13 protein-coding genes are annotated in these 19586 nt (G+C 61.6%); 6 read left to right on the top strand and 7 right to left on the bottom strand.

The window, feature by feature from the left end; translation table 11 throughout:
• Window positions 1–27 precede the first annotated feature (27 nt).
• Complete coding sequence (locus C167_RS0113545) at window positions 28–462, top strand: mercury resistance transcriptional regulator MerR (protein ID WP_003131969.1); 435 nt, start codon at window positions 28–30, stop codon at window positions 460–462.
• 1005 nt (window positions 463–1467) lie between these two features.
• Here C167_RS0113545 and C167_RS0113535 read toward each other — a convergent pair.
• From C167_RS0113535 to C167_RS0113520, 4 genes are all read right to left on the bottom strand, one after another.
• Window positions 1468–2901 carry a mechanosensitive ion channel domain-containing protein gene (locus C167_RS0113535; RefSeq protein ID WP_017518822.1) on the bottom strand — a complete coding sequence of 478 codons (1434 nt, stop codon included), beginning with the start codon at window positions 2899–2901 and terminating at the stop codon, window positions 1468–1470.
• 219 nt (window positions 2902–3120) lie between these two features.
• Window positions 3121–4044: an MBL fold metallo-hydrolase gene (locus tag C167_RS0113530; protein WP_017518821.1), complete on the bottom strand. Its 924-nt coding sequence runs from the start codon at window positions 4042–4044 to the stop codon at window positions 3121–3123.
• Window positions 4045–4115: 71 nt separating this feature from the next.
• Window positions 4116–5318 carry an NAD(P)/FAD-dependent oxidoreductase gene (locus tag C167_RS0113525; protein WP_017518820.1) on the bottom strand — a complete coding sequence of 401 codons (1203 nt, stop codon included), beginning with the start codon at window positions 5316–5318 and terminating at the stop codon, window positions 4116–4118.
• Between the two features lie 239 nt (window positions 5319–5557).
• A complete protein-coding gene (locus C167_RS0113520) occupies window positions 5558–5944 on the bottom strand; it encodes a response regulator transcription factor (protein ID WP_017518819.1) in 387 nt (128 codons plus the stop codon).
• A gap of 352 nt (window positions 5945–6296) precedes the next feature.
• Here C167_RS0113520 and C167_RS0113515 point away from each other — a divergent pair, with 352 nt between their 5' ends.
• Window positions 6297–7226 carry a LysR substrate-binding domain-containing protein gene (locus C167_RS0113515; protein ID WP_026079024.1) on the top strand — a complete coding sequence of 310 codons (930 nt, stop codon included), beginning with the start codon at window positions 6297–6299 and terminating at the stop codon, window positions 7224–7226.
• A gap of 13 nt (window positions 7227–7239) precedes the next feature.
• On the opposite strand, the gene C167_RS0113510 is transcribed toward C167_RS0113515, so the two are convergent.
• Entirely contained in the window at window positions 7240–8286 is a 1047-nt protein-coding gene (locus tag C167_RS0113510; protein ID WP_017518817.1) for a helix-turn-helix domain-containing protein, read from the bottom strand.
• Between the two features lie 243 nt (window positions 8287–8529).
• Between C167_RS0113510 and C167_RS0113505 the strand changes: the two genes are divergently transcribed.
• Complete coding sequence (locus C167_RS0113505) at window positions 8530–9201, top strand: response regulator transcription factor (protein ID WP_017518816.1); 672 nt, start codon at window positions 8530–8532, stop codon at window positions 9199–9201.
• Window positions 9202–9232: 31 nt separating this feature from the next.
• A complete protein-coding gene (locus C167_RS0113500) occupies window positions 9233–14719 on the top strand; it encodes a trifunctional serine/threonine-protein kinase/ATP-binding protein/sensor histidine kinase (RefSeq protein ID WP_026079023.1) in 5487 nt (1828 codons plus the stop codon).
• A gap of 60 nt (window positions 14720–14779) precedes the next feature.
• On the opposite strand, the gene C167_RS0113495 is transcribed toward C167_RS0113500, so the two are convergent.
• Both C167_RS0113495 and C167_RS32545 read right to left on the bottom strand, forming a co-directional pair.
• Window positions 14780–15757 carry an alpha/beta fold hydrolase gene (locus tag C167_RS0113495; protein WP_026079022.1) on the bottom strand — a complete coding sequence of 326 codons (978 nt, stop codon included), beginning with the start codon at window positions 15755–15757 and terminating at the stop codon, window positions 14780–14782.
• Window positions 15758–16227: 470 nt separating this feature from the next.
• Window positions 16228–17739, bottom strand: a complete 1512-nt coding sequence (locus C167_RS32545; protein WP_017518813.1) for a 2Fe-2S iron-sulfur cluster-binding protein — start codon at window positions 17737–17739, stop codon at window positions 16228–16230.
• A 138-nt stretch (window positions 17740–17877) separates the two neighbouring features.
• Here C167_RS32545 and C167_RS0113485 point away from each other — a divergent pair, with 138 nt between their 5' ends.
• Together C167_RS0113485 and C167_RS33310 are read left to right on the top strand one after the other, a co-directional pair.
• Window positions 17878–18291, top strand: a complete 414-nt coding sequence (locus tag C167_RS0113485) for a DUF1924 domain-containing protein (RefSeq protein WP_017518812.1) — start codon at window positions 17878–17880, stop codon at window positions 18289–18291.
• A gap of 14 nt (window positions 18292–18305) precedes the next feature.
• Window positions 18306–19151 (top strand): diheme cytochrome c, encoded by an 846-nt coding sequence (locus C167_RS33310; protein WP_100227274.1) that lies wholly within the window; start codon window positions 18306–18308, stop codon window positions 19149–19151.
• Window positions 19152–19586 lie beyond the last annotated feature (435 nt).

The following is a 19586-nucleotide window of genomic DNA, read 5'->3' as shown; positions in this document are numbered from 1 at the left end:
CCGTACTCATGTACGGAGTCAAGCGATATGGAAAACAATTTGGAGAACCTGACCATTGGCGTTTTCGCCAAGGCGGCCGGGGTCAATGTGGAGACCATCCGTTTCTATCAGCGCAAGGGCTTGTTGCTGGAGCCTGACAAGCCCTATGGCAGCATCCGCCGCTATGGCGAGGCGGATGTAACGCGGGTGCGCTTCGTGAAATCAGCCCAGCGGCTGGGCTTCAGCCTGGATGAGATCGCCGAGCTGCTGCGGCTGGAGGATGGCACCCATTGCGAGGAAGCCAGCAGTCTGGCCGAGCACAAGCTCAAGGACGTGCGCGAGAAAATGGCTGACCTGGCGCGCATGGAGGCCGTGCTGTCTGAGTTGGTGTGCGCCTGCCATGCGCGAAGGGGGAACGTTTCCTGCCCGCTGATCGCGTCACTACAGGGTGGAGCAAGCTTGGCAGGTTCGGCTATGCCTTAGCGTGCTTTATTTTCCGTTTTCTGAGACGACCCCTTAGAAAGCCTAGTCAAAGAGCTGTCACGAGAACACCGTTAGCTTAGCGTACGATTTTTTCCGAATTCTGCGGTTCCCCCTTGAAGACCTCGGGTGGAGTGATCATGGCTTCACCATAACATATGGAAAATCGAATATACGAATTTCCATATGTTAGATGCAAGCTCCGTGAATCTGAGCGGTCGTTTCTGGCCGGTTGCTGCCCCTGGCGAGTAGCCGCTACCGACCTACAGCGGACGTTGGCTCAGTTCGCGTCGCTACGAGGTCACTCCGGATCATTTTCGCCGCTCCAAGTGGTTTATCTCGATGGAATTCAATTCCGAGAGCCTGGAAAGAGAGTTTGCAGGCAATAGCTAAGGTAGTCTGTCTTATTTGGCCGCTGTACGAGTGGGGCGTCGCAGGCATTCAAATACAAAGCTTTGGGATAAGTCCTGGTAAGTGTATTTCCATACCTAAGTATAGTCAGGTGATACTGGCTTATATTCGGTTCGGCCAAATGTAGTTGCGTGAAACTTGCGTTTTTGGAATACGATTTCATTTCGGTTAGTCTGAGTCCCGAAATGAAATGATCACACTTTTCGAAAGTCCAAGGCGGGTTCTGAATTTGTCCAATATCCTGCTGAGCTGCGGTACGCTCCTGTTGGCGACCGGGGTTGTGCTGGCCTATGGAATGGAACAATATCTTTCTTTGCCCAGCTTGTTGATAGGGCATGCGATGACAATTCTTGGGCCCACGGCGATAAAGCTTGGGTATGTGGGCCGCTTGTATTCTATCAACCGTCTGGGCCGTGAAAGAGCCTCCGAATGACAGGCTCATTCAAGATTGGGGAGACACTCAATGACCCTGATTTTCCGCCTCTAAAAGCTTGGGAAGTTGTATTTCCAAGGTGAGCTCTCAGCAAGCTCTTTGGGCCTCCTGATGATTTGCATCGCGCGGCGTGTGTTTGTCTATTAGCGAAAGGCGCATTCAATTTATCTGCGCTGCAATAGCCAGCTCAGCAATCCTTTTTTCTTGGTTTCCACTGGCTTCTGCAGGATTACCGCCTCCCGGATCTCTTCACGCTGTTCCTGCAAGTGGCTGAGAGCGGACTGAAGTTCATGCAGGTGTTCCAACTGGCTGCCGAACATATCTTTGCCAATGCGGAAGAACTGCCCGCTTGTGATGCTGCGAAATTCTCCCCTCGAGGGGTTCCCCGCGAGAATGCCTTCTTCTCCCATGATTTCACCTGGCCCCATACGGCCTGCCTCGATGAGCTTTTCACCGTCGTGGATTGACACCGACATGACGCCAGTACTGATGATCATCAGGCAATCGGCTACCTCTCCGAAGCCCAGAACGACCTCGTCAGCCTGGTAGTCGATCGGTGTCATTTCGTCAGCGAGACGGTCACGTTCATTGTTGCTCAACGAACGAAAAACCCGGACTTCCTCCAAAAGCCGGCGCTGGCGACTCCAGCGAGGATCTTCCGGATTATGTCCCCAGGTGACGCCGGCGGCTTCGAGGTGGCGGTGGGCGAGATCGAACATCATGTTGGAGACATCGTTCTTGTTCTTGGCCGATGCGACAAACCCTTTCAGCTCGTACTCCGTGTACTCCAGATGCGAGCTTTTGACCGAGACCTTGGCGGGGCGCGCTGACAGCAATGCCCTCGTTCCCCGTAGGGTTTTTTCGAGGGCATCAATAGCAAGGCGCGGGCGCACACTGCTGGGTACCGCAATCACTGTGCGGATCCGATGTACGTCGCCCGGGCGACTCAGGTTAATAATCCTCGCTTTCGCTGCGACAGAGTTGGGTACGACAGCGATGCCGCCTTCGTCGGTCATCAGATGCGTCGACCGCCAATCGATCTCCACGACATGGCCCTGCGTACCGTCGATGGAAATCAGGTCGTTGAGGTGATACGGCTTGGTGGTGTTGAGCACGATGCCGGAAAACACGTCACTCAATGTGCTCTGCACAGCCAGCCCCACAACGATTGCCATGGCTCCGGAAGTCGCCAGCAGGCCCTTGACCGGCAACTGCAAGACATAGGCCGCAGCGCCGACGATCCCGATCAGGAAAATCGCCGCCCCCATCACATCATGCAGCAGTCGTGCGCTGTGGCCGCCACGGGCCGCCAGTCCATTGCCTAGGACAATGGTCACGGTTCTGGCGGCAAACAACCACCAGCCAATACCCAGTACCGTACCCGTCAGCTGGAGAAGAGGGTCTTCCGGCCACAGTGGCGGTTGCAGCGGGCTGATACCGGCGTTGGTCAGGACCCAGCTGAAGGTGATGAATATGCTGATTCGCACGGACATCCGCACCTTGCGCCGTGAGGCATCGATCATTTGCCATAACGCCAGGTCAATGAGGATGAGAATGACGCCGCAGATCAGGGGATGATCTGGCACGAACGTGAACATAAATGAGCCCTCCACAGCCCTTCTGCCGTGTAGCCTCAAAGCTGTACATGGTTTCTGAACGACGGCTTTTTTCGACGCTGATCTGCCACAGCCGCTGGGCAGGTTGGTCTGCTTAACCAGATGGCAAGCAAAAGGGGCATGCTCGGAAAAGTGGCCTCCACTTCGCTGCAGAACGGCAATGCGCAGCAACGAAAGGGAGGCCGGGGTTCACTCAGGCTTTTAATAGTCCCAGAAGGCCGCGATCCAACGGAAGGCGTCGCCATCGACCGCAACCCGGCCAACGGAAGGGAAAGGCAGGTGGGTAGCGATGAACAGCTCGCCACTTTCCGCTGCGTCGCGCAGCAGGCGCACCCGCACCTCGTATGCCTTGTGCGGATCGTGCTCGAAGCCGTTGTGCCATTCCGGATGGTCGAAGGCCACAGGGAATAGAGCGTCCCCAGCGAAGGTCAGGCGCTCACCGGAAGAGTCCACCTGAACGATGCAGTGGCCGGGCGTGTGGCCCCCCGTCAGCTTGGCGACTACGCCAGGTGCCACGTGCTGCTCTTGCTCGAAGATATGCAGTCGATCCCCATAGTGAGCGAGGAATTCGTTGGCGGTGCGACGCAGGACGTCTGGCACGGGCTGCGGCATTACCGTCAGGCTGAAGTCCGGGATTTTCCAGAAGTCGACTTCGGTGGCCGTGACATGGATGCGAACGTCGGGGCGCAGCCCCTTCTTCACCGTGTCGACCAGCAGACCGCCGACGTGGTCCATGTGCATGTGCGTGATGATGATGTCAGTGATCGACGAAAGCTCAACGCCGGCATCCTTCAGGCGCTTGGGGAACAGGCCGGCGCGGGGGAAACCGGAAAACTGGTTGCCCAGGCCGGCATCCACCAGGATGATCTGCTCGCCGCTGCGGATCACCAACACGTTCAGTGCCCAGTCGAACATGTCCGGGCCCAGGTGCATGTCCTTGAACCAGGCTGCACGCTCGGCAGGTGCGGCATTGATGGACATGGTCTCGGTCGGCAGCGGCAATACGCCGTCGCTGACCACCATCACATCGATGTCGCCCAGGCGCAGGGCGTAGCGCGAGGGCACCAACTCCTGGGCTGGTATGGCGCCGCTGGATGGGGCGAAGCTATTCAGGTACGTGGTCATGGTCGATCTCCTGTTATTTACCGTGTCATCAGGCGCAGGCACTGGCCGTTGGCGAGCGAGTGCAGTGTGGGTCACGCGACGGGAATCAGCGGGTCGGCGGCCGCCAGGGCGGAGCGGCGGTCGGCAGCCGGGGGATAGATCCACACAGTGTTGATCTGCGTCTTGAGTTCCTTGGCCTCAGCCTTAACCAGCTTCAGCTGGCGGTCCCAGCCTTCCGTATACACCGCGCCCCAGGCGCCCAGGTCCAGGCAGGTGACGTACTTGGGTTGGCGGTATTGGACCGGGGCGAGGCCGAGGAGGTCGGCGGCGGCGTTGTTGCCGGCATGACGACCGAGGCTGATGGCGTGTTGGCAGGACATCGCGGCGAAGTTGCCGAGGTCGTCAGTGGCCGCGTAGGCCACATCGCCGGCGGCGAATACGTCGCCCTGGCCACGCACCCGCAGGTTACCGTCCACGTGCAGGCGGCCCTGGCTATCGCGCTCGGCACTGAGTTGCTCCGTCAGTGGGCTGGCGCGAAAGCCGACCGTCCAGATCACCGTGTGGCTCTGGATGTGCCGACCGTCATCAAGGGTCACACCCTCGGCATCCAGAGCGACTACCGAGGCGCCGGTAATCCATTGGATGCCCAGGCTGTCGGAGGCTTCGATGATCGACGGACGGATACCATCGCCCATCACCGCGCCGATCCGCTCGCCACGTTCGATGATGATCACGCGCACATCCTCGTTTTCCCCAAGTACGGCGCGCAGGCGGGCAGGCATCTCGGTGGCCGTTTCAATGCCAGTGAAACCGCCACCGCACACCACTACCGTATTGCGTGCGGGGCTGGCAGGCCGCTGTCGCAGCGACAGCAGGTGGCTCTCCAGTTGCGCGGCCGATTCGATCTGGTCGACGTCGAAGGCGTACTCCTTCAGCCCCGGCACCGAGGGGCGAGCCAGTTGGCTGCCGCTGGCCAGCACCAGGCGGTCGTAGGTAAGTTCGGCGACTCGGCCGGACGCGTCACGGTAGCCGACTTTGCGGGCCTGCTGGTCGATACGCTCGGCAGTGCCCTGGACGAACTGCACGCCCACCGCTTCGAATAGATCATCCAGCGGGGCGAACATGCTGTGCACATCGGGTTCGTAGAAGCGCGGGCGGATGCGCAGTTCTGCCTGAGGTGCAAGCAGGGTGATCTGCACGTCCTGGCGACTATGCTTGTCCAGCAGGCGAGCTGCGCTCAGCGCACTCCACAATCCGCCGAACCCTGCGCCGATGACCAATATTCGCTGTTGCATGATTTGCTCCCGAAGATGAAGACGCACAATGAGCGTGAGGTTTGCGTTGCAGCCGGTCCGATGCGTCCTGCTCACGAAAGAAGGTCTGCGCGCAGTGGGCTGGTCCGCTGTGGGAGTCATGCTAGGGGGGCGCGCGTCGTCCGACACTTCTACCTGCAGTCGGTGAACCGATGCGTTGGTGGCATGGACCTATACCTGGGTATAACGCCTGTGCTGCTGTCTGAACGAGTGCTGGGGGCTCATTGGCCGAGAGCCATGGCCACGCATTGGAGCAGGTGCTCGCTGTCGAACGGTTTGGGCAGGCAGGCGACCACGCCATCATGGCCGATAGCGGAAGTCGGCAATGCCTCGATGAAGGCACTGATGAAGATCGTGGGGATGCGCAGCCCCATGGCCCTGAGGCGCGTATGCATCTGCAACCCGTTGATACCGGGCATCTGCAGATCGGAGATCAGGCAAGCGCAGGTCGGCGCGGTTTCGCTGCCAAGGAATTGCGCGGCATCGGCGAAGAGCAGGGGCCGGTAACCGCTGGCGCGTAGCAGACTTTCCAGTGCGCTGCGAAGCGACTCGTCATTGTCGACGATGGCGACAACGGGCGTCGCGCGGACCTGCGTTTGCTGGGGCATCTTGGCTCGCTTGAGACTGCGCCTCTTCTGTCAGTCACGATACGCCCACCGCCGGAACAAAGAAGTATACCTAGGTATAGAAGTCAGGCTCTGCGCTGCCGCCATCGACGCGTTTCGCAAGGGCGTTCGGGACGGTGGCCGAGCGCGTCCTCGCGCATGATTCGATACGTCGGGTGCAGTGTACTCATACCTGTGGACAGGGTATCCGGGTCCATGGATAGGCCCGTCAAGCCGCTTGTACAACAGACAACCTCCAAGCTGATTTCTAGCCTGCGACATATCCCTGGCGGATGGCGTTGCCTTTCTGCCTTGCAGTTTTTGTTCGATTCCACATCACCCGGCGGCGGACACCATGAACAGACACGAGTTGCGACATACGGATATCAATCTGCTGGTGGTTTTCGAAACCATGATGCGCGAACGCAGTGTCACGCGTACCGGCGAGCTGCTTTTCGTCAGCCAGACCACCATCAGCAGTGCCTTGGGGCGACTGCGCGCCCTGTTCAATGACCCGCTGTTCGTTCGCGTCGGCCGCATGATGGAACCCACTGCGCGGGCCGAGGCGATTTACACCCGGCTTGCTCCGGCGCTGGACGGAATTGCCGTGGCCCTGAGCTTCAGCGAGGCGTTCGACCCTGCCACCAGTCAGGCGTCCTTTCATGTAGGGCTTTCCGATGACGTGGAGTATGCACTGCTGCCTGAATTGCTGGCGCGTTTGCGTCGGGAGGCACCGGGCATCACGTTGATCGTCCGGCGGGTAGAGCATTTCCAGCTGGCACGGCTTTTCGAGAGCGGGGAAGTCTCGGTCGCCATCAGTCCAGCACAGGAACTGCCTGCCAACGCCCATTGTCGCGACTTGCGCGCCGTGCGGCCGATGCTCCTGCGCTGCGCCACGGCATCAGGGCCGCTGGACCTGGACGGCCTCTGCAGCCATCCGCAGGTGGTCGTGTCGTCCATGGGCAAGATCAGTGACGAGTTGGACCTTGCCCTGGATCGGATGGGCCGGCAGCGCAAGGTCGTACTGGCGGTTCCGCAATTCAGCGCCTTGCCCGCTCTGTTACGGGGTACGGAGCTGGTGGCGCTGGTGCCGGAGTATGTCGCGCAAGCCATGGTACGGCATCCCGGCCTGCGAGCGGATTTCCCGCCACTGGACCTCCCAGCGCCGCAATTGTCGATGGCCTGGCGTGGCATCAGTCATACCGACCCACGGGAATGCTGGTTGCGCTCGCGGCTGTATCGCTACCTCTGCGAGCAGACTGAACGCGAAGCCAAGGTGGCCTGACATGACGTGGCGCTCAATCGTCGCGGGTGAACCGCTGCCGATAGTCGCGCGGCGACACCGACAGGTTGCGCTGGAAAACGCCACGCATCCGCTCCTCGTTTCCGAAGCCGCACTGGCGCGCCACTCGTTCGAGCCCCAGAGTCGTATCCTCCAGCAGGCGGCGGGCCGCTTCGAGCCGAAAAAGCTCAATGGCCTTGGACGGCGTGCGCCCTGTGCTGGCCTTGTACAGACGGGAAAAATTGCGCGTGCTCATGCACGCCTGTTCTGCGAGTGTCTCCACGGACAGCGAAGGATCGCCTGCATGCTCTGCGAGCCACAGATGCAATTTATCGAAAGGCGCTGTTTCGCCGGACTGGGCCTGCAGCAATCTGCTGTATTGCGCCTGGCCGCCGGGACGCCGCAGGTAAACCACCAGCTCCCGCGCCACCGCCATCGCCACCTCGCGTCCGCAGTCTTCCTCGACAAGGGCCAACGCCAGGTCGATCCCTGCGCTCACGCCTGCGGAGGTCCATATTCGTTCCTGTCGGACGAAGATCGCATCGGCGTCCACCCGGATCTTCGGAAAGCGCTGTTGCAGCGCGTCGCACATGGCCCAGTGGGTAGCGGCGCGCAGCCCATCGAGCAAGCCGGCCTGGGCCAGTAGGAACGCCCCGCTGCAAACGGCGGCGACCCGCCGCACGGCGGCAGCGTTGCCGGCGATCCAGGCAACCAGCTCGGCATGGCTGTCCAGGGTGCGACAGATGTCAGGAGCCCCCGGAACGATCAGCGTATCGAGGCACGCGAGGTTCATCTGCTCCAATGGCTGAGTGGTGACACAGAGGCCTTCGGCAGTGGCTACCAGCTCTCCACTCAGGCTGGCGGTTGCCAGGCGGTAACCAGGCAAGCTGCGTTCGGCAAGTGCTCGGCTCGCTGCCCAGAATACCGTTTGCGCTCCGCTCAGATCGAGCAGGCCCATCTGGGGATAGGCAATGAAGACGATCTCGCGCTCGGCAACAACCGCCGGGCAAAGATTTTTTTTCGCAAGAGCGCGGGTGGATTCCAGTGGTTGGGGAGGTGACATCATCATGCCTGGGCGGAGCTGGCCGGTATGGCGAAATACCCGTTGTATTAACGCAATGCAAGCGTCGCGCAGTATTGGCGGAAAATCCACGCTATTTGGCCTGGCGTTGCCGGGACTGCCAAGTTAGCTTCGGACGCTTTGCCAGTTTGCAACCGGCGGTCAGTGGACGGGGTGGGCGGCAGTGGCCGCCATTGCACCATGGACTAGATTTTTTGCGCACGTTGGCCACAGGAGGGAACAAAAATGAGTGGGTCGCAAACAGGGGGAAACGCCCGCGCCGGTACGTCGGTCGATCCGGTGGTTTATGTGGTCGATGATGATGAGTCGATGCGTTTTGCCCTGACCGGGCTGTTGCGCTCCATTGGCCTGCGGGTCGAGGCATTCGAATCCACCGAGCAATTCCTGGCCTTTCACCGGCCGACGGCGCCCAGTTGCCTGGTTCTTGACGTACGCCTGCGCGGGGAGAGCGGTCTGGCCTTTCAGGAACGGATCGAGAAGGGAGGCTTGCGCATACCCATCGTGTTCATGACCGGCCACGGCGACATCGCCATGACTGTCAAGGCGATGAAAGCCGGCGCGGTGGATTTTCTCGCCAAGCCATTTCGTGACCAGGACATGCTCGATGCGGTGGCCAGCGCCCTGGCCAGAGATGGTGAGCGGCTGGCTGCCGAACAGAGCAGCGCCGGGTTGCGCCAAGCCTATGCGGGCCTCACGGCGCGCGAGCGCGAGGTGATGGGTTTCGTCGTCGGCGGGCTGATGAACAAGCAGATTGCGGCCGAGCTGAACCTCAGCGAGGTCACCGTCAAGGTCCACCGTGGGCAACTGATGAGGAAGTTGTCTGCCCGCTCCGTAGCGGACCTGGTCCGCAAGGCCGAAGCCCTGGGGATCGCTCCGCAGCTTCGTTCGCCCTTCTGAACGCACGATTGGCCCGCTTGGGGAGATTGGCATGCCTGCAATACCGCAGCGGCTCTGGGACGATGGCGAGCGTATCTTCGGCCGAGGTCCGCATCCCCGTCACGAAGACCGCCCGGTTCTGACCGCGCGACCTGCTACGGACTCACCCTCCGCAGCCAGCCTTGAGCGGTTGAATCATGAATTCGCCTTGCGTGACGAGTTGGACGAAGCCTGGGCTGTTCGACCGCAAGAGCTGCTGCATGAAGGCGGGCGCCCCCTTCTAGTGCTTCGGGACCCAGGGGGAGAGCCGCTCTCGGCATCGCTGGGCACCGCCATGCCAGTGGAGCGCTTCCTCCGTCTGGCGATCGGCATCGCTCATGCCTTGGCACGCTTGCATCACGCCTCATTGCTGCATAAGGACATCAAACCTGCGCATATTCTTGTGGACTGCTCCGATGGCCGGCCGCGCTTCACGGGTTTTGGCCTCGCCTCGCGACTGCCGCGCGAGCGTCAGGCCCTGGAGCCGGCGGAGACCCTGGCCGGAACCCTGGCCTATATGGCACCGGAGCAGACCGGGCGGATGAACCGCTCGATCGATTCGCGCAGCGATCTCTATGCGTTGGGCGTGACCTTCTACCAGATGCTCACTGGCGAGCTGCCCTTTGCTGCCAGCGACGCCATGGAATGGGTGCACTGCCATATCGCGCGCCAGGCGGTGGCGCCCGAGCGGCGAGTGCCGAGCTTGCCCAAGGTGTTGTCGAGCCTGGTGATGAAGTTGCTCGCCAAGACCGCCGAGGACCGATACCAGAGTGCCGCGGGAGTTGAACAGGACCTGCGCCGCTGCCTGGCCGACTGGGAAGCCGGTCGTGTCCTGAAAGAATTTGCACTGGACGAGCACAGTATCCCGGATCGGTTGTTGGTCCCCGAGAAGCTCTACGGCCGTGAACAGGAGGTGGCCTCGCTAGTGGCGGCCTTCGAGCGCAGCGTCTCCGGCGAGGCGTGCGGGTTGCTGCTGGTCAGCGGCTATTCGGGGATCGGCAAGACCTCGGTGGTTAGTGAGCTTCACAAGGCGCTGGTGCCACCTCGCGGCCTGTTCGCCTCGGGGAAGTTCGATCAATACAAGCGAGACATCCCCTACGCCACTCTGGTGCAGGCGTTCCAGCAATTGGTTCGCATGCTGTTGGGCAAGAACGATCGCGAACTGATGCAATGGCGCTCGGAGCTGGAGCAGGCCCTGGAAGGCGAGGGACAGCTGCTGAATGAGCTGATTCCGGAGCTGCGCCTGATCATCGGCGAACAACCGGAGCTGCCAGTACTCGAACCGCAGCAGGCGCATCGGCGGTTCCTGCGGCTGCTGAAGCGCTTCATCGGCGTCTTCGCCCGGCCGGAACACCCCCTGGCGCTGTTCCTGGATGATCTGCAGTGGTTGGACGCTGCTACCCTCGATCTGCTTGATGATCTCCTCTCCAGCGCGGAGCTTCGTCATGTGATGCTCGTGGGGGCGTACCGCAGCAACGAAATCGACGACAGCCACCCGCTCAGCGTGACCCTGCGCCGACTGGCCTCGGCACAAGTGCGCATCGAGGAGATCCGGCTGACGCCGCTGAAGCGGCAACACCTCGAGCAGATGATCGCTGAGGCACTACATTGTCGCGCCGAACAGATCCGCCCCCTGGCGCTATTGGTGCACGAGAAGACTGCAGGCAATCCTTTCTTCGCCATCCAGTTTCTCCATGCCCTGGTCGAGGAGGGGCTGCTGAGCTTTGACTACGAGTTCCGCCAGTGGCGTTGGGATGCCGCGCTCATCCATGCCAAGGGCTATACCGATAACGTCGTCGACCTGATGCTCGGCAAGCTGGCGCGCCTTCCTCAGCAGACGCAACACGTGCTGCAGCAACTTGCCTGCCTCGGCAACCTGGCGGATTCCGGCACGCTTGCCAGCGTTCTGGATATGCCGCGAGCACAACTGCACCAGGCGCTCTGGGAAGCCATCCGCCAGGAGCTGGTGGAGCGTCAGGAGGGCGCCTACGCCTTCGCCCATGACCGCATCCATGAAGCGGCCTATTCGCTGATTCCACAGACAGAGCGAGCTGCTGCGCACCTACGTATCGGGCGGCTATTGGCCGCCCATGTCTCGCCCCGGCAGCGTGAGGAGGCAATCTTCGAAATTGTCGGCCAGCTCAATCGAGGCATGGAGCTGATCAATGCTGCGGTCGAACGCGAGCGGCTGGCTGAACTCAACCTGCTTGCGGGACAGCGCGCCAAAGCATCCGCGGCCTATGCAGCGGCCCTCAGCTACTTCGCCACCGGAGCGGAACTGCTTGATCGGAGTGTCCGGCGCGAGCGCCGCGACCTCTTGTTCACCCTGGAGCTGGGGCGCGCGGAATGCGAGTTCGCCACCGGGTTGTTGGCGGCCGCGGAGAAGCGCCTGGAGGGGTTGGGCGACATCGCCCAGGGCACCGCCGAGCAAACCGTGGTGGCCTGTTTGCTGGTTGATATCCATCTGCTGACGGACCGTCGGGATCAGGCGGTCGCGGTCTGCCTGGATTCCTTGCGCCGCCTGGGCATCGATTGGCCGCCCCATCCAGTCGACGAGGCCGTGCAGGAAGAGTACGAGCGGATCTGGACCCAACTGGCCGGACGTCCCATCGATCAGCTCGTCTCGCTGCCTCCGATGAGCAATGCCAGAGCCCTGGCCTGCATGGAGATACTTACGACACTGTTCTCGCCGGCACTGCACACCGATGAAAACCTGGCGTGCCTGACCATTTGCCGAGCCATCACCTTGAGCCTGGAGCACGGCAACAGCGATACGTCCAGCGTGGCTTATGCCAACATTCCGCGCATTGCTGGCCGGCGCTTCGGCGATTTCCGGGCGGGCTTTCTCTTCGGTCAACTGGGTTGTGATCTGGTCGACCGGCGCCGACTGCAGCGCTACGAGGCGCGGACGTATCTTGCCTTCGCCCTGTTCGTTGCCCGGTGGGCGAAACCCGTGCGTGATTGCAGCCTTATCCTGCAGCGGGCCTTCAACGCAGCGAATCGTGTGGGCGACCTGCCGTTCGGGGCATTCTCCTGCAACATCCTGGTTTCCAACCTGTTCTTCGCCGGCCTGCCGCTGGCCGAGGTGGACGCAGAGGCGGAACGGAGCCTGGCCTATGCGAAGAAGGTCCGCTTCGGTCTGGTCATTGCGTTCCTGGAAAATCAACTAGCGATGATCCGCATGCTACGTGGCGGCACGCTCGAATTCGGTTGCATGGACACTCCTAACTACAGCGAGGCGGCTACGGAGCGCGGCTTGGAAAATTCCTCCAAGGTGCTCGCCTGCTGGTACTGGGTGCGCAAACTGCAAGCTCGCTATCTGGCCGGCGACTATCGCGAGGCCCTCGAGGCGGCTTCGCTGGCCGAGCCTTTGCTCAACACCTCCGACTCCTTTCTGGAGGAAGCCGAGTATCACTTCTTCACGGGGCTGACCCTGGCTGCGTCGGGCGCGGAGTATCCCCTGGTCGAGCTGTGTGCCAGGCTCTCGGCGCATCGGCAGGCCCTGCAGGCCTGGGCGCGGCTCTGCCCGCAGAATTACACCTGCCATATCCTGTTGTTGGATGCGCAGATCGCTCACCTCGAGCGGCGCGATAGCGATGCCGAGGCGCTACACGAGCGGGCCGTGCGATCAGCGCAGGAAAACGGATTCCTGCAGGTCGAGGCGCTCGCTTACGAAGCGGCCGCCCGACATTACGCCATACGTGGGCTGGACAGGGTGGCAAGGCTCTACTGGCAGGAAGCTCGGGACTGCTTCCGGCGCTGGGGAGCGGAGGGCAAGGTGCGCCAGCTCGATGCTATGCACCCCCTGCTGGGCCACGAGTCGGCTGGTGCGCAGCACACAGCGACCATAGCGGCGCCGATGGAGCAGCTTGACCTGGCAACGGTGCTGAAGGTCCTGCAGACCGTCTCAGGGGAGATCGTCCTGGAGCGCCTGGTGGACAGCGTCATGCGCACGGCCATCGAACAGGCCGGCGCCGAACGGGGCGTGCTGCTGCTTTGTGGCGACGGGCAGCCGCGTGTCGCTGCTCAGGCCAGCGTAGATGGAGCCGAACCCCAAATGTCTGCGGACCAGGGACAACTGCCGGACGGGCTGTTGTCGGAAACAGTGCTCTACCAGGTGCTACGCACGCAGCAGACGCTGGTTCTCGATGATGCCCTGGTTGCGCCCGAGTTCGCAGGCGACCCCTACCTGCGCCGGCGGGGCGTGCGATCTGTCCTTTGCCTTCCGTTGGTAAGTCAGGGGCAGGTCAGCGGGGCACTCTACCTGGAGAACAACCTGACTGCCCGGGCCTTCAGCCCTGCGCGCACGGCGGTCCTCAAGCTGGTGGCATCGCAGGCGGCTATTTCCCTGGAGAAGGCTCGGCTGTATCGAGACGTTGCCGAGCGTGAGGCGCGGATTCGCCGGTTGGTGGACGCCAATATCATCGGCATCATCGTCTGGAACGCCGACGGTGAAATCCTCGACGCCAACGATGCTTTTCTGCGGATGCTCGGTTACCAGCGCGAGGACCTGATTTCCCGGCAACTGCGCTGGCGCGACCTGACGCCACCGGAGTTCCTCGAAGAAAGCGAGCAATCACTGCTCGTAGCGGTACGACATGGCAGCGCGCCGCCATTCGAAAAGGAATACTTCAAGCGAGATGGCAGTCGTCTGCCGGTAATCATCGGTCTGGCGCCGTTCGAGTCAGGCAGCGGAGAGGGCGTGGCCTTCGTGTTGGACCTGAGCGAGCGCAAGCGCGCCGAGGAGCTGGTGCGCGAAGGCGAACGTCGTTACCGCGAGGTACAGGCAGAACTGGCGCATGCCAACCGAGTGGCGACCATGGGACAGTTAGTGGCGACCATCGCCCACGAAGTGAACCAGCCGATCGCCGCCACGGTCACCAATGCCAACGCGGCGCAGCGCTGGCTTGATGCGCAGCCGCCTGACCTGGGCGAGGTCGGCCAAGTGCTTGGCCGCATTGTCCGCGACGCCAATCGGGCCGCCGACGTGCTCAAGCGCATCCGCGAACTGCTGCGCAAGACACCTTCGCGCAAGGGTGCGTTGGACATCAACGGGGCAATCCAGGAAATGATCGAGCTAACCCGGGGGCAAGTGCTCAAGGGCGGGGTCCGAGTGCACCTGCGCCTCGTGGATCCCCTACCAGCCGTGGCGGGAGATCGGGTAGAGCTTCAGCAGGTGCTGCTCAATCTCATCCTCAATGCCGTTGAGGCCATGGCAGCGGTCGAGCAGGGTACGCGTGAGCTGGAAATCAGCACCCAGCCTGATGCTGACGGTGGCGTACTGGTCCAGGTCTGCGACACGGGACCTGGATTCGCCGCCGAAAACGCAGAGCAGATCTTCGCCCCGTTCTACACCACCAAACCCACTGGCCTAGGGATGGGACTGTCCATCTGCCGCTCGATCATCGAAGCCCATGGAGGCCGCCTCTGGGCCGCAGCGAACCACCCCCGCGGAGCTGTAGTGCAATTCGTCGTACCGATCCACCTGGCCGAGGCATGAAGCGATAAGCAACGCCTGAAACGGCTCGAGGAGAATTCCTTCGAGCCGCGTTTTGGCGAGTCACTTCTGAATGAAGGCGAGAAGATCCGCATTGATGATCTTCGCATGGGTCGTGCACATGCCATGGGATAGCCCGGGGTAGGTCTTGAGCGTCCCATGGCGCAGCAGCTTGATAGTCAGGCGCGCTGAGTCGTCGATGGGCACCATCTGGTCATCTTCCCCATGCATCACCAAGGTTGGCACTCGGATCTGTCGCAGGTCTTCGGTGAAATCGGTTTCGGCGAAGGCTTCGATGCAATCGTAGTGAGCCTTTGCTCCGCCACTCATGCCCTGGCGCCACCAGTTGTCGACCACCGCCTGGGAAATCCTCGCCCCTGGCCGATTGAAGCCGTAGAACGGACCTTCGGCTACCTCGCGGTAGAATCCCGCGCGGTCCGTCGCGAGCGCCTCGCGGAAGCTGTCGAAGAGCTTGAGCGGAAGTCCGCCAGGGTTCTTCTGGGTGCGTAGCATCAGTGGCGGGACGGCGCCGATCAGTACTGCCTTGGCAACGCGGCCGATACCGTGCTGCGCCACGTAGCGGACCACCTCGCCACCACCGGTGGAATGACCGACATGGACGGCGTTCTTCACTCCAAGATGTGCCATCAGTTCGGCCACGTCGGCTGCATAAGTGTCCATGTCGTTGCCCTCGGCCGTTTGCGAGGAACGCCCGTGTCCACGCCGATCATGGGCGATTACACGGTAGCCCCTTGAGAGAAAGAACAGCATCTGGCTATCCCAGTCATCTCCCGAAAGTGGCCAGCCGTGGTGGAAAACGATGATCGGGCCGCTGCCCCAGTCCTTGTAAAACAGCCTTGCGCCGTCACGCAGGGTAAGATAGCCCGAGCCTTGGCTCGCGCCGCGATTGGTCTTCGCTGTGGCGGCCTGGGTTCTGCTCGATTGGCCCACCAGGGCCGGCACCGCCACCGCCAGGGTGGCGGCAGCCAAGCCAGCGCTCATGAGTGTTCGGCGGGTGGTTCCTTTGGTTTCTTCGGTCATGCTGAAAGCTCTCGTCAGGATACCGCTCATGCGGCGAGTGCGACCGACCCGCAATGCTGAGAGCGTGAAGACCACCTGCTCGAAAGCCTTGCCGTCGATAGGCAAACCCTATTCGCGCGCCGCTGCCGCCACCATCGTCCATGGGTATCGCGCGGCCATACCTTGGTTTGCGGCTCGATGCGATAACTGACCGAACGTCAGCCAAAGTCCTTTGAAGGTATATGGGGCTTCTGAGAACGCTTCTATTCGAGGGAAAACGTGTACGTGAGGAAATGTCGAGAGAGTTCGAACTGACTTCCTCAGGGGGCTGCCAGGAGCAGCACGCGAAGTCACTCACTAATCCCTCATGCCATGGAGGAGGAACGTCCGCTTCTGGCCGATAGCTGCCGCACCTGAAAAGACAGCTTCCGACCAAGGCAGATACCCGAGTCTGCATTTCGGAGGGGCTTGTCGCCCCTCTCGTCGTGCAGTCAAAACCGCACCCGGACTGACTTTCCATGGACTTCCGCCTGGCACGCCAACGTCCAGCCTTGTTCGATCTCGGCATCGCTCAACACGTCGTTGCTGCGCAGGCGCACCTCACCGTCTTCGACTCTGCAACGGCATGCTCCGCAAAGCCCGCTACGGCATCCTGTGGGGGGATGGAGGCCGGCGCGCTCCATGCTGTCCAGCAGTGCTTCACCCTCGTAGCCGTCCACCTGGACCGACTGCCCCTCCAGTTCGACCTGAATGCGATGCCTCGCCTCGCCCACGGGCGGGAGGGATTGACGGGGTGCCGTGAAGCGCTCCCTGTGGATGCGCTGCAGAGGAGCCCCGAGTTCCTGAAGGCATTCGCTGGCCTGGTCCATGAAGTCGGCGCCACCGCAGATGAATACCTCTTCGCCCGCCCATTGACGCAGGAGTCGAAGCAATTCGTCGCTCCCGGCACGTCCATTCTCCCGGGTGTAATGGTTCTGCAGGGTGAAGCGCTGTGCATGTCGATGCTCCAGGGCCAGCAGCGGCTCGGCAAAGATTGCGGAGTCCGGAGATCGATTCAGGTAGATCAAACGAACGCGGCCACGTCCGTTTTCCAGGCGGTCGCGCAATATCGAATACACCGGCGTGATGCCACTGCCAGCAGCCAACAGCAGGACATCCCTCGCGCTGCTGGGACAGACGAAAGCTCCCATGGGCGGCTTCGCCAGCAAGGTCATTCCCACCACCTGTTCGTCCTGGAGCCAGTTCGAGACCCGACCGCCTGGGACTCGCTTCACCGTGATCCGCAGGCAATCGTCCAGCCCCGGCGTACTGGAGAGTGAGTAGCACCGCCACAACAACTGGTTGCCGCAGGGCACCCGGATGTGAAGGTACTGGCCAGCCCGATAGCTCGGCAGTGATTGGCCCGCAGCCGCGGGAACCAGTTCAAGGGAGCGGCTATCCACGGTTTCATCGCGGACAGCTCGTACCCGCAGTGCGATCAGGTCGTCGTGGGCATTCTTTCTGCGACCTGTCGTCAGCATCGTCCAGGCGGGCTTGCGAGCGAAGAAGAGGAGGAATCCCAGGTGGGCGGCCACCAGCCCAAGCGCCAGGTTGGCTAGAAACTCGTGCGTTTCCGCCGGATCGCCGGGCAGGCCCTCGGTGTTGAGTGCACTCAGCTTCCAGGCGTCCGAAAGGTCTGCCGCACTGCTCGCATTGATGAAGTCCACATTGTCGATCATCAGCCACCCCAGCGCCGAGCACGTCGCCAACGTAGCCAGCAGCAGTGCTGTCAGCCCCTTTCCGAAACGTGTTTTCGCGGCCGTCGTCGTGCGCCATGAGAGGAACAGTCGAGGAAATCCGCTGGTTGTGCGGAGCGCGGCGAGCAGTCGGATGCACAAGAGGACGATGAGCCCATAACCCAGCCAGACATGCAATGTCTCAGCGCTATCGCCACTGAGATAAGCCCCCACGAAAAGTGCAGCAAGTGACCAATGATAGAGACGGAACCGATTGTACGGATTCATGCCAGATACTCCCTTTCTAATCGGGAAAGGGTTCTAGGCGCACATCCTTAACTGTTCCTGAACCGCTCTAGCACGGTATTTCAGCTTGGATTAAGAAAAAGGCCATAGCGTTTGTGTGTCTTTTCCAAGGGGATTCTCATGCGCCAGTCCACATTGATTGCCACCATTGTGTTCTCGTCATTTTCCGGTCTTGCTCTGGCCGCCGAGCCGACGGCCTTGCTCGACGGTTACGCCGCCCAGGCTCGTCAGCAGGACCCGAGTTTTTCCGGCTTTTCCGCGGAGCGAGGCAAGGTTTTGTACTTCCGCGAAGAGTTGCGCGACGACAAGAACATGAGTTGCACCACCTGTCATGGCCAGGATCCGCTGAAACCCGGGAAGACGCTGACCTTCCGCAAGATCGATCCCTTGGCGCCAAGCGCGGCACCCGCGCGCTTCACGGATGTGAAAAAGGTGGAGAAGTGGTTCCGGCGCAACTGCAACGATGTGTTCGGACGTGAATGCAGCGCCCAGGAAAAAGGCGACTTCGTTTCCTGGATCAGCAGTCTGAAATAGCGGGAGCGCAGCCCATGAACAGAAAAGCAATGCTGCTGCCGTTGGTACTGCTCCCCATGCTGATGGTTGTCGGCTGCAATGCGGACGACCACGGCACAGGCAAACACGGAAGCTACAAACGGCCCAAACGACTGGCGGTTTCCGCCGACGCTCCGCAGGCGTGGCGCGAAGAGTGTTCCGCGTGCCATCTGGCCTACCCGCCGGGGTTGCTGCCCGCGGATGCCTGGAGGATGCAGATGAAAGATCTGGGTGACCATTACGGCAGCGACGCGAGCCTTGACCCGGAAGCGGAGGCCGTCATTCTCGACTTCCTGCTCCAGGCTTCGGCGAACAACCGCCTGCCGGTGGAGGGTGGGACGCCGGGCTTTCCGCCGCGCATCACGGAAACGCGCTGGTTCCTTAAGAAGCACGATGAAGTCAGCCCATCGACCTTCAAGCGTCCGGGCATCGGCAGTGCCGCGAATTGCGCCGCCTGTCACCGTGACGCGGAGAAAGGGGACTTTGATGAGGATCGGGTACGGATTCCCAAGGCAGAGAGCCAGAGTGCCAGGGTTGACGATCCGGGTCAGCAGGCGCAGCCGCTGGCCGACATCCTGCCCCGCACGGCTGCGGCTATGGATTCCGGGACTGGCAAGAGCTGCAGGGTCACGAGCATCACTTCCAGCGTCCATTGCGACTCTGCAACGGGATCCAGTAACGAACCCACCACCTCGATAGTGTGGACGCAGGCTTCCGATGGGACCTGGACCTGCGTATTCAGCGGAGCCGGCGGGACAGGACTGGTTCCGAACAACTGCACGATGCAACAGTCCCGACAGGAGAGCACGCTCCTTCCGGGTGTGGGCAAATCGACCAGATAGCAGGCTGCCCGCTCTTCATCTCCGTTCCGGGCGGAAAGGAGGAGGGGCAGCGGTGCTTTGGCACGAACAGTTGATCTGCGCCTGCGCCTTCAGCGAATCCCGAGACGGACTGCGCTTGTTGATTCATTGGCGCCAGCGTTCATCGCGGACCTTCATAGGATTTAACGAGCTTTAACTCGCCCCCAGTACCGGCGCCCCGCAAAGATGCCGCAGGCGGGGAACGGCATCCTGCAGTCTCGAGCGCGGGTCACCGCGTCCACGCCCCAGGACCTGTCTTCGCGACGTGCATGACGTAGTGCGCTGATGCATGCCAGCAAGCATTGCGCGTGGCGCAACGCGGTTTTGCTCGGTGGGGCGATATTCCAATCAGGACGTGCTCCCTACCATTCGAGCCGGCATGCCGCGGTTGTTGGAGTCGATAGCGACTCCACGCGA

Origin of the sequence: Pseudomonas nitroreducens TX1 (assembly GCF_000313755.1) — a bacterium.
GTDB lineage: Bacteria > Pseudomonadota > Gammaproteobacteria > Pseudomonadales > Pseudomonadaceae > Pseudomonas > Pseudomonas nitroreducens_A.
This window is presented reverse-complemented; position numbering and strand designations above follow the sequence as displayed.

What these genes read in the sequence shown, in the direction of transcription:
- C167_RS0113495 (WP_026079022.1), bottom strand. Translation starts at nt 15,757, where the DNA reads ATGACCGAAGAAACCAAAGGAACCACCCGCCGAACACTCATGAGCGCT.
- C167_RS33310 (WP_100227274.1), top strand. Translation starts at nt 18,306, where the DNA reads ATGAACAGAAAAGCAATGCTGCTGCCGTTGGTACTGCTCCCCATGCTG.
- C167_RS0113515 (WP_026079024.1), top strand. Translation starts at nt 6,297, where the DNA reads ATGAACAGACACGAGTTGCGACATACGGATATCAATCTGCTGGTGGTT.
- C167_RS0113545 (WP_003131969.1), top strand. Translation starts at nt 28, where the DNA reads ATGGAAAACAATTTGGAGAACCTGACCATTGGCGTTTTCGCCAAGGCG.
- C167_RS0113505 (WP_017518816.1), top strand. Translation starts at nt 8,530, where the DNA reads ATGAGTGGGTCGCAAACAGGGGGAAACGCCCGCGCCGGTACGTCGGTC.
- C167_RS0113530 (WP_017518821.1), bottom strand. Translation starts at nt 4,044, where the DNA reads ATGACCACGTACCTGAATAGCTTCGCCCCATCCAGCGGCGCCATACCA.
- C167_RS0113535 (WP_017518822.1), bottom strand. Translation starts at nt 2,901, where the DNA reads ATGTTCACGTTCGTGCCAGATCATCCCCTGATCTGCGGCGTCATTCTC.
- C167_RS0113485 (WP_017518812.1), top strand. Translation starts at nt 17,878, where the DNA reads ATGCGCCAGTCCACATTGATTGCCACCATTGTGTTCTCGTCATTTTCC.
- C167_RS0113510 (WP_017518817.1), bottom strand. Translation starts at nt 8,286, where the DNA reads ATGTCACCTCCCCAACCACTGGAATCCACCCGCGCTCTTGCGAAAAAA.
- C167_RS0113500 (WP_026079023.1), top strand. Translation starts at nt 9,233, where the DNA reads ATGCCTGCAATACCGCAGCGGCTCTGGGACGATGGCGAGCGTATCTTC.
- C167_RS0113520 (WP_017518819.1), bottom strand. Translation starts at nt 5,944, where the DNA reads ATGCCCCAGCAAACGCAGGTCCGCGCGACGCCCGTTGTCGCCATCGTC.
- C167_RS0113525 (WP_017518820.1), bottom strand. Translation starts at nt 5,318, where the DNA reads ATGCAACAGCGAATATTGGTCATCGGCGCAGGGTTCGGCGGATTGTGG.
- C167_RS32545 (WP_017518813.1), bottom strand. Translation starts at nt 17,739, where the DNA reads ATGAATCCGTACAATCGGTTCCGTCTCTATCATTGGTCACTTGCTGCA.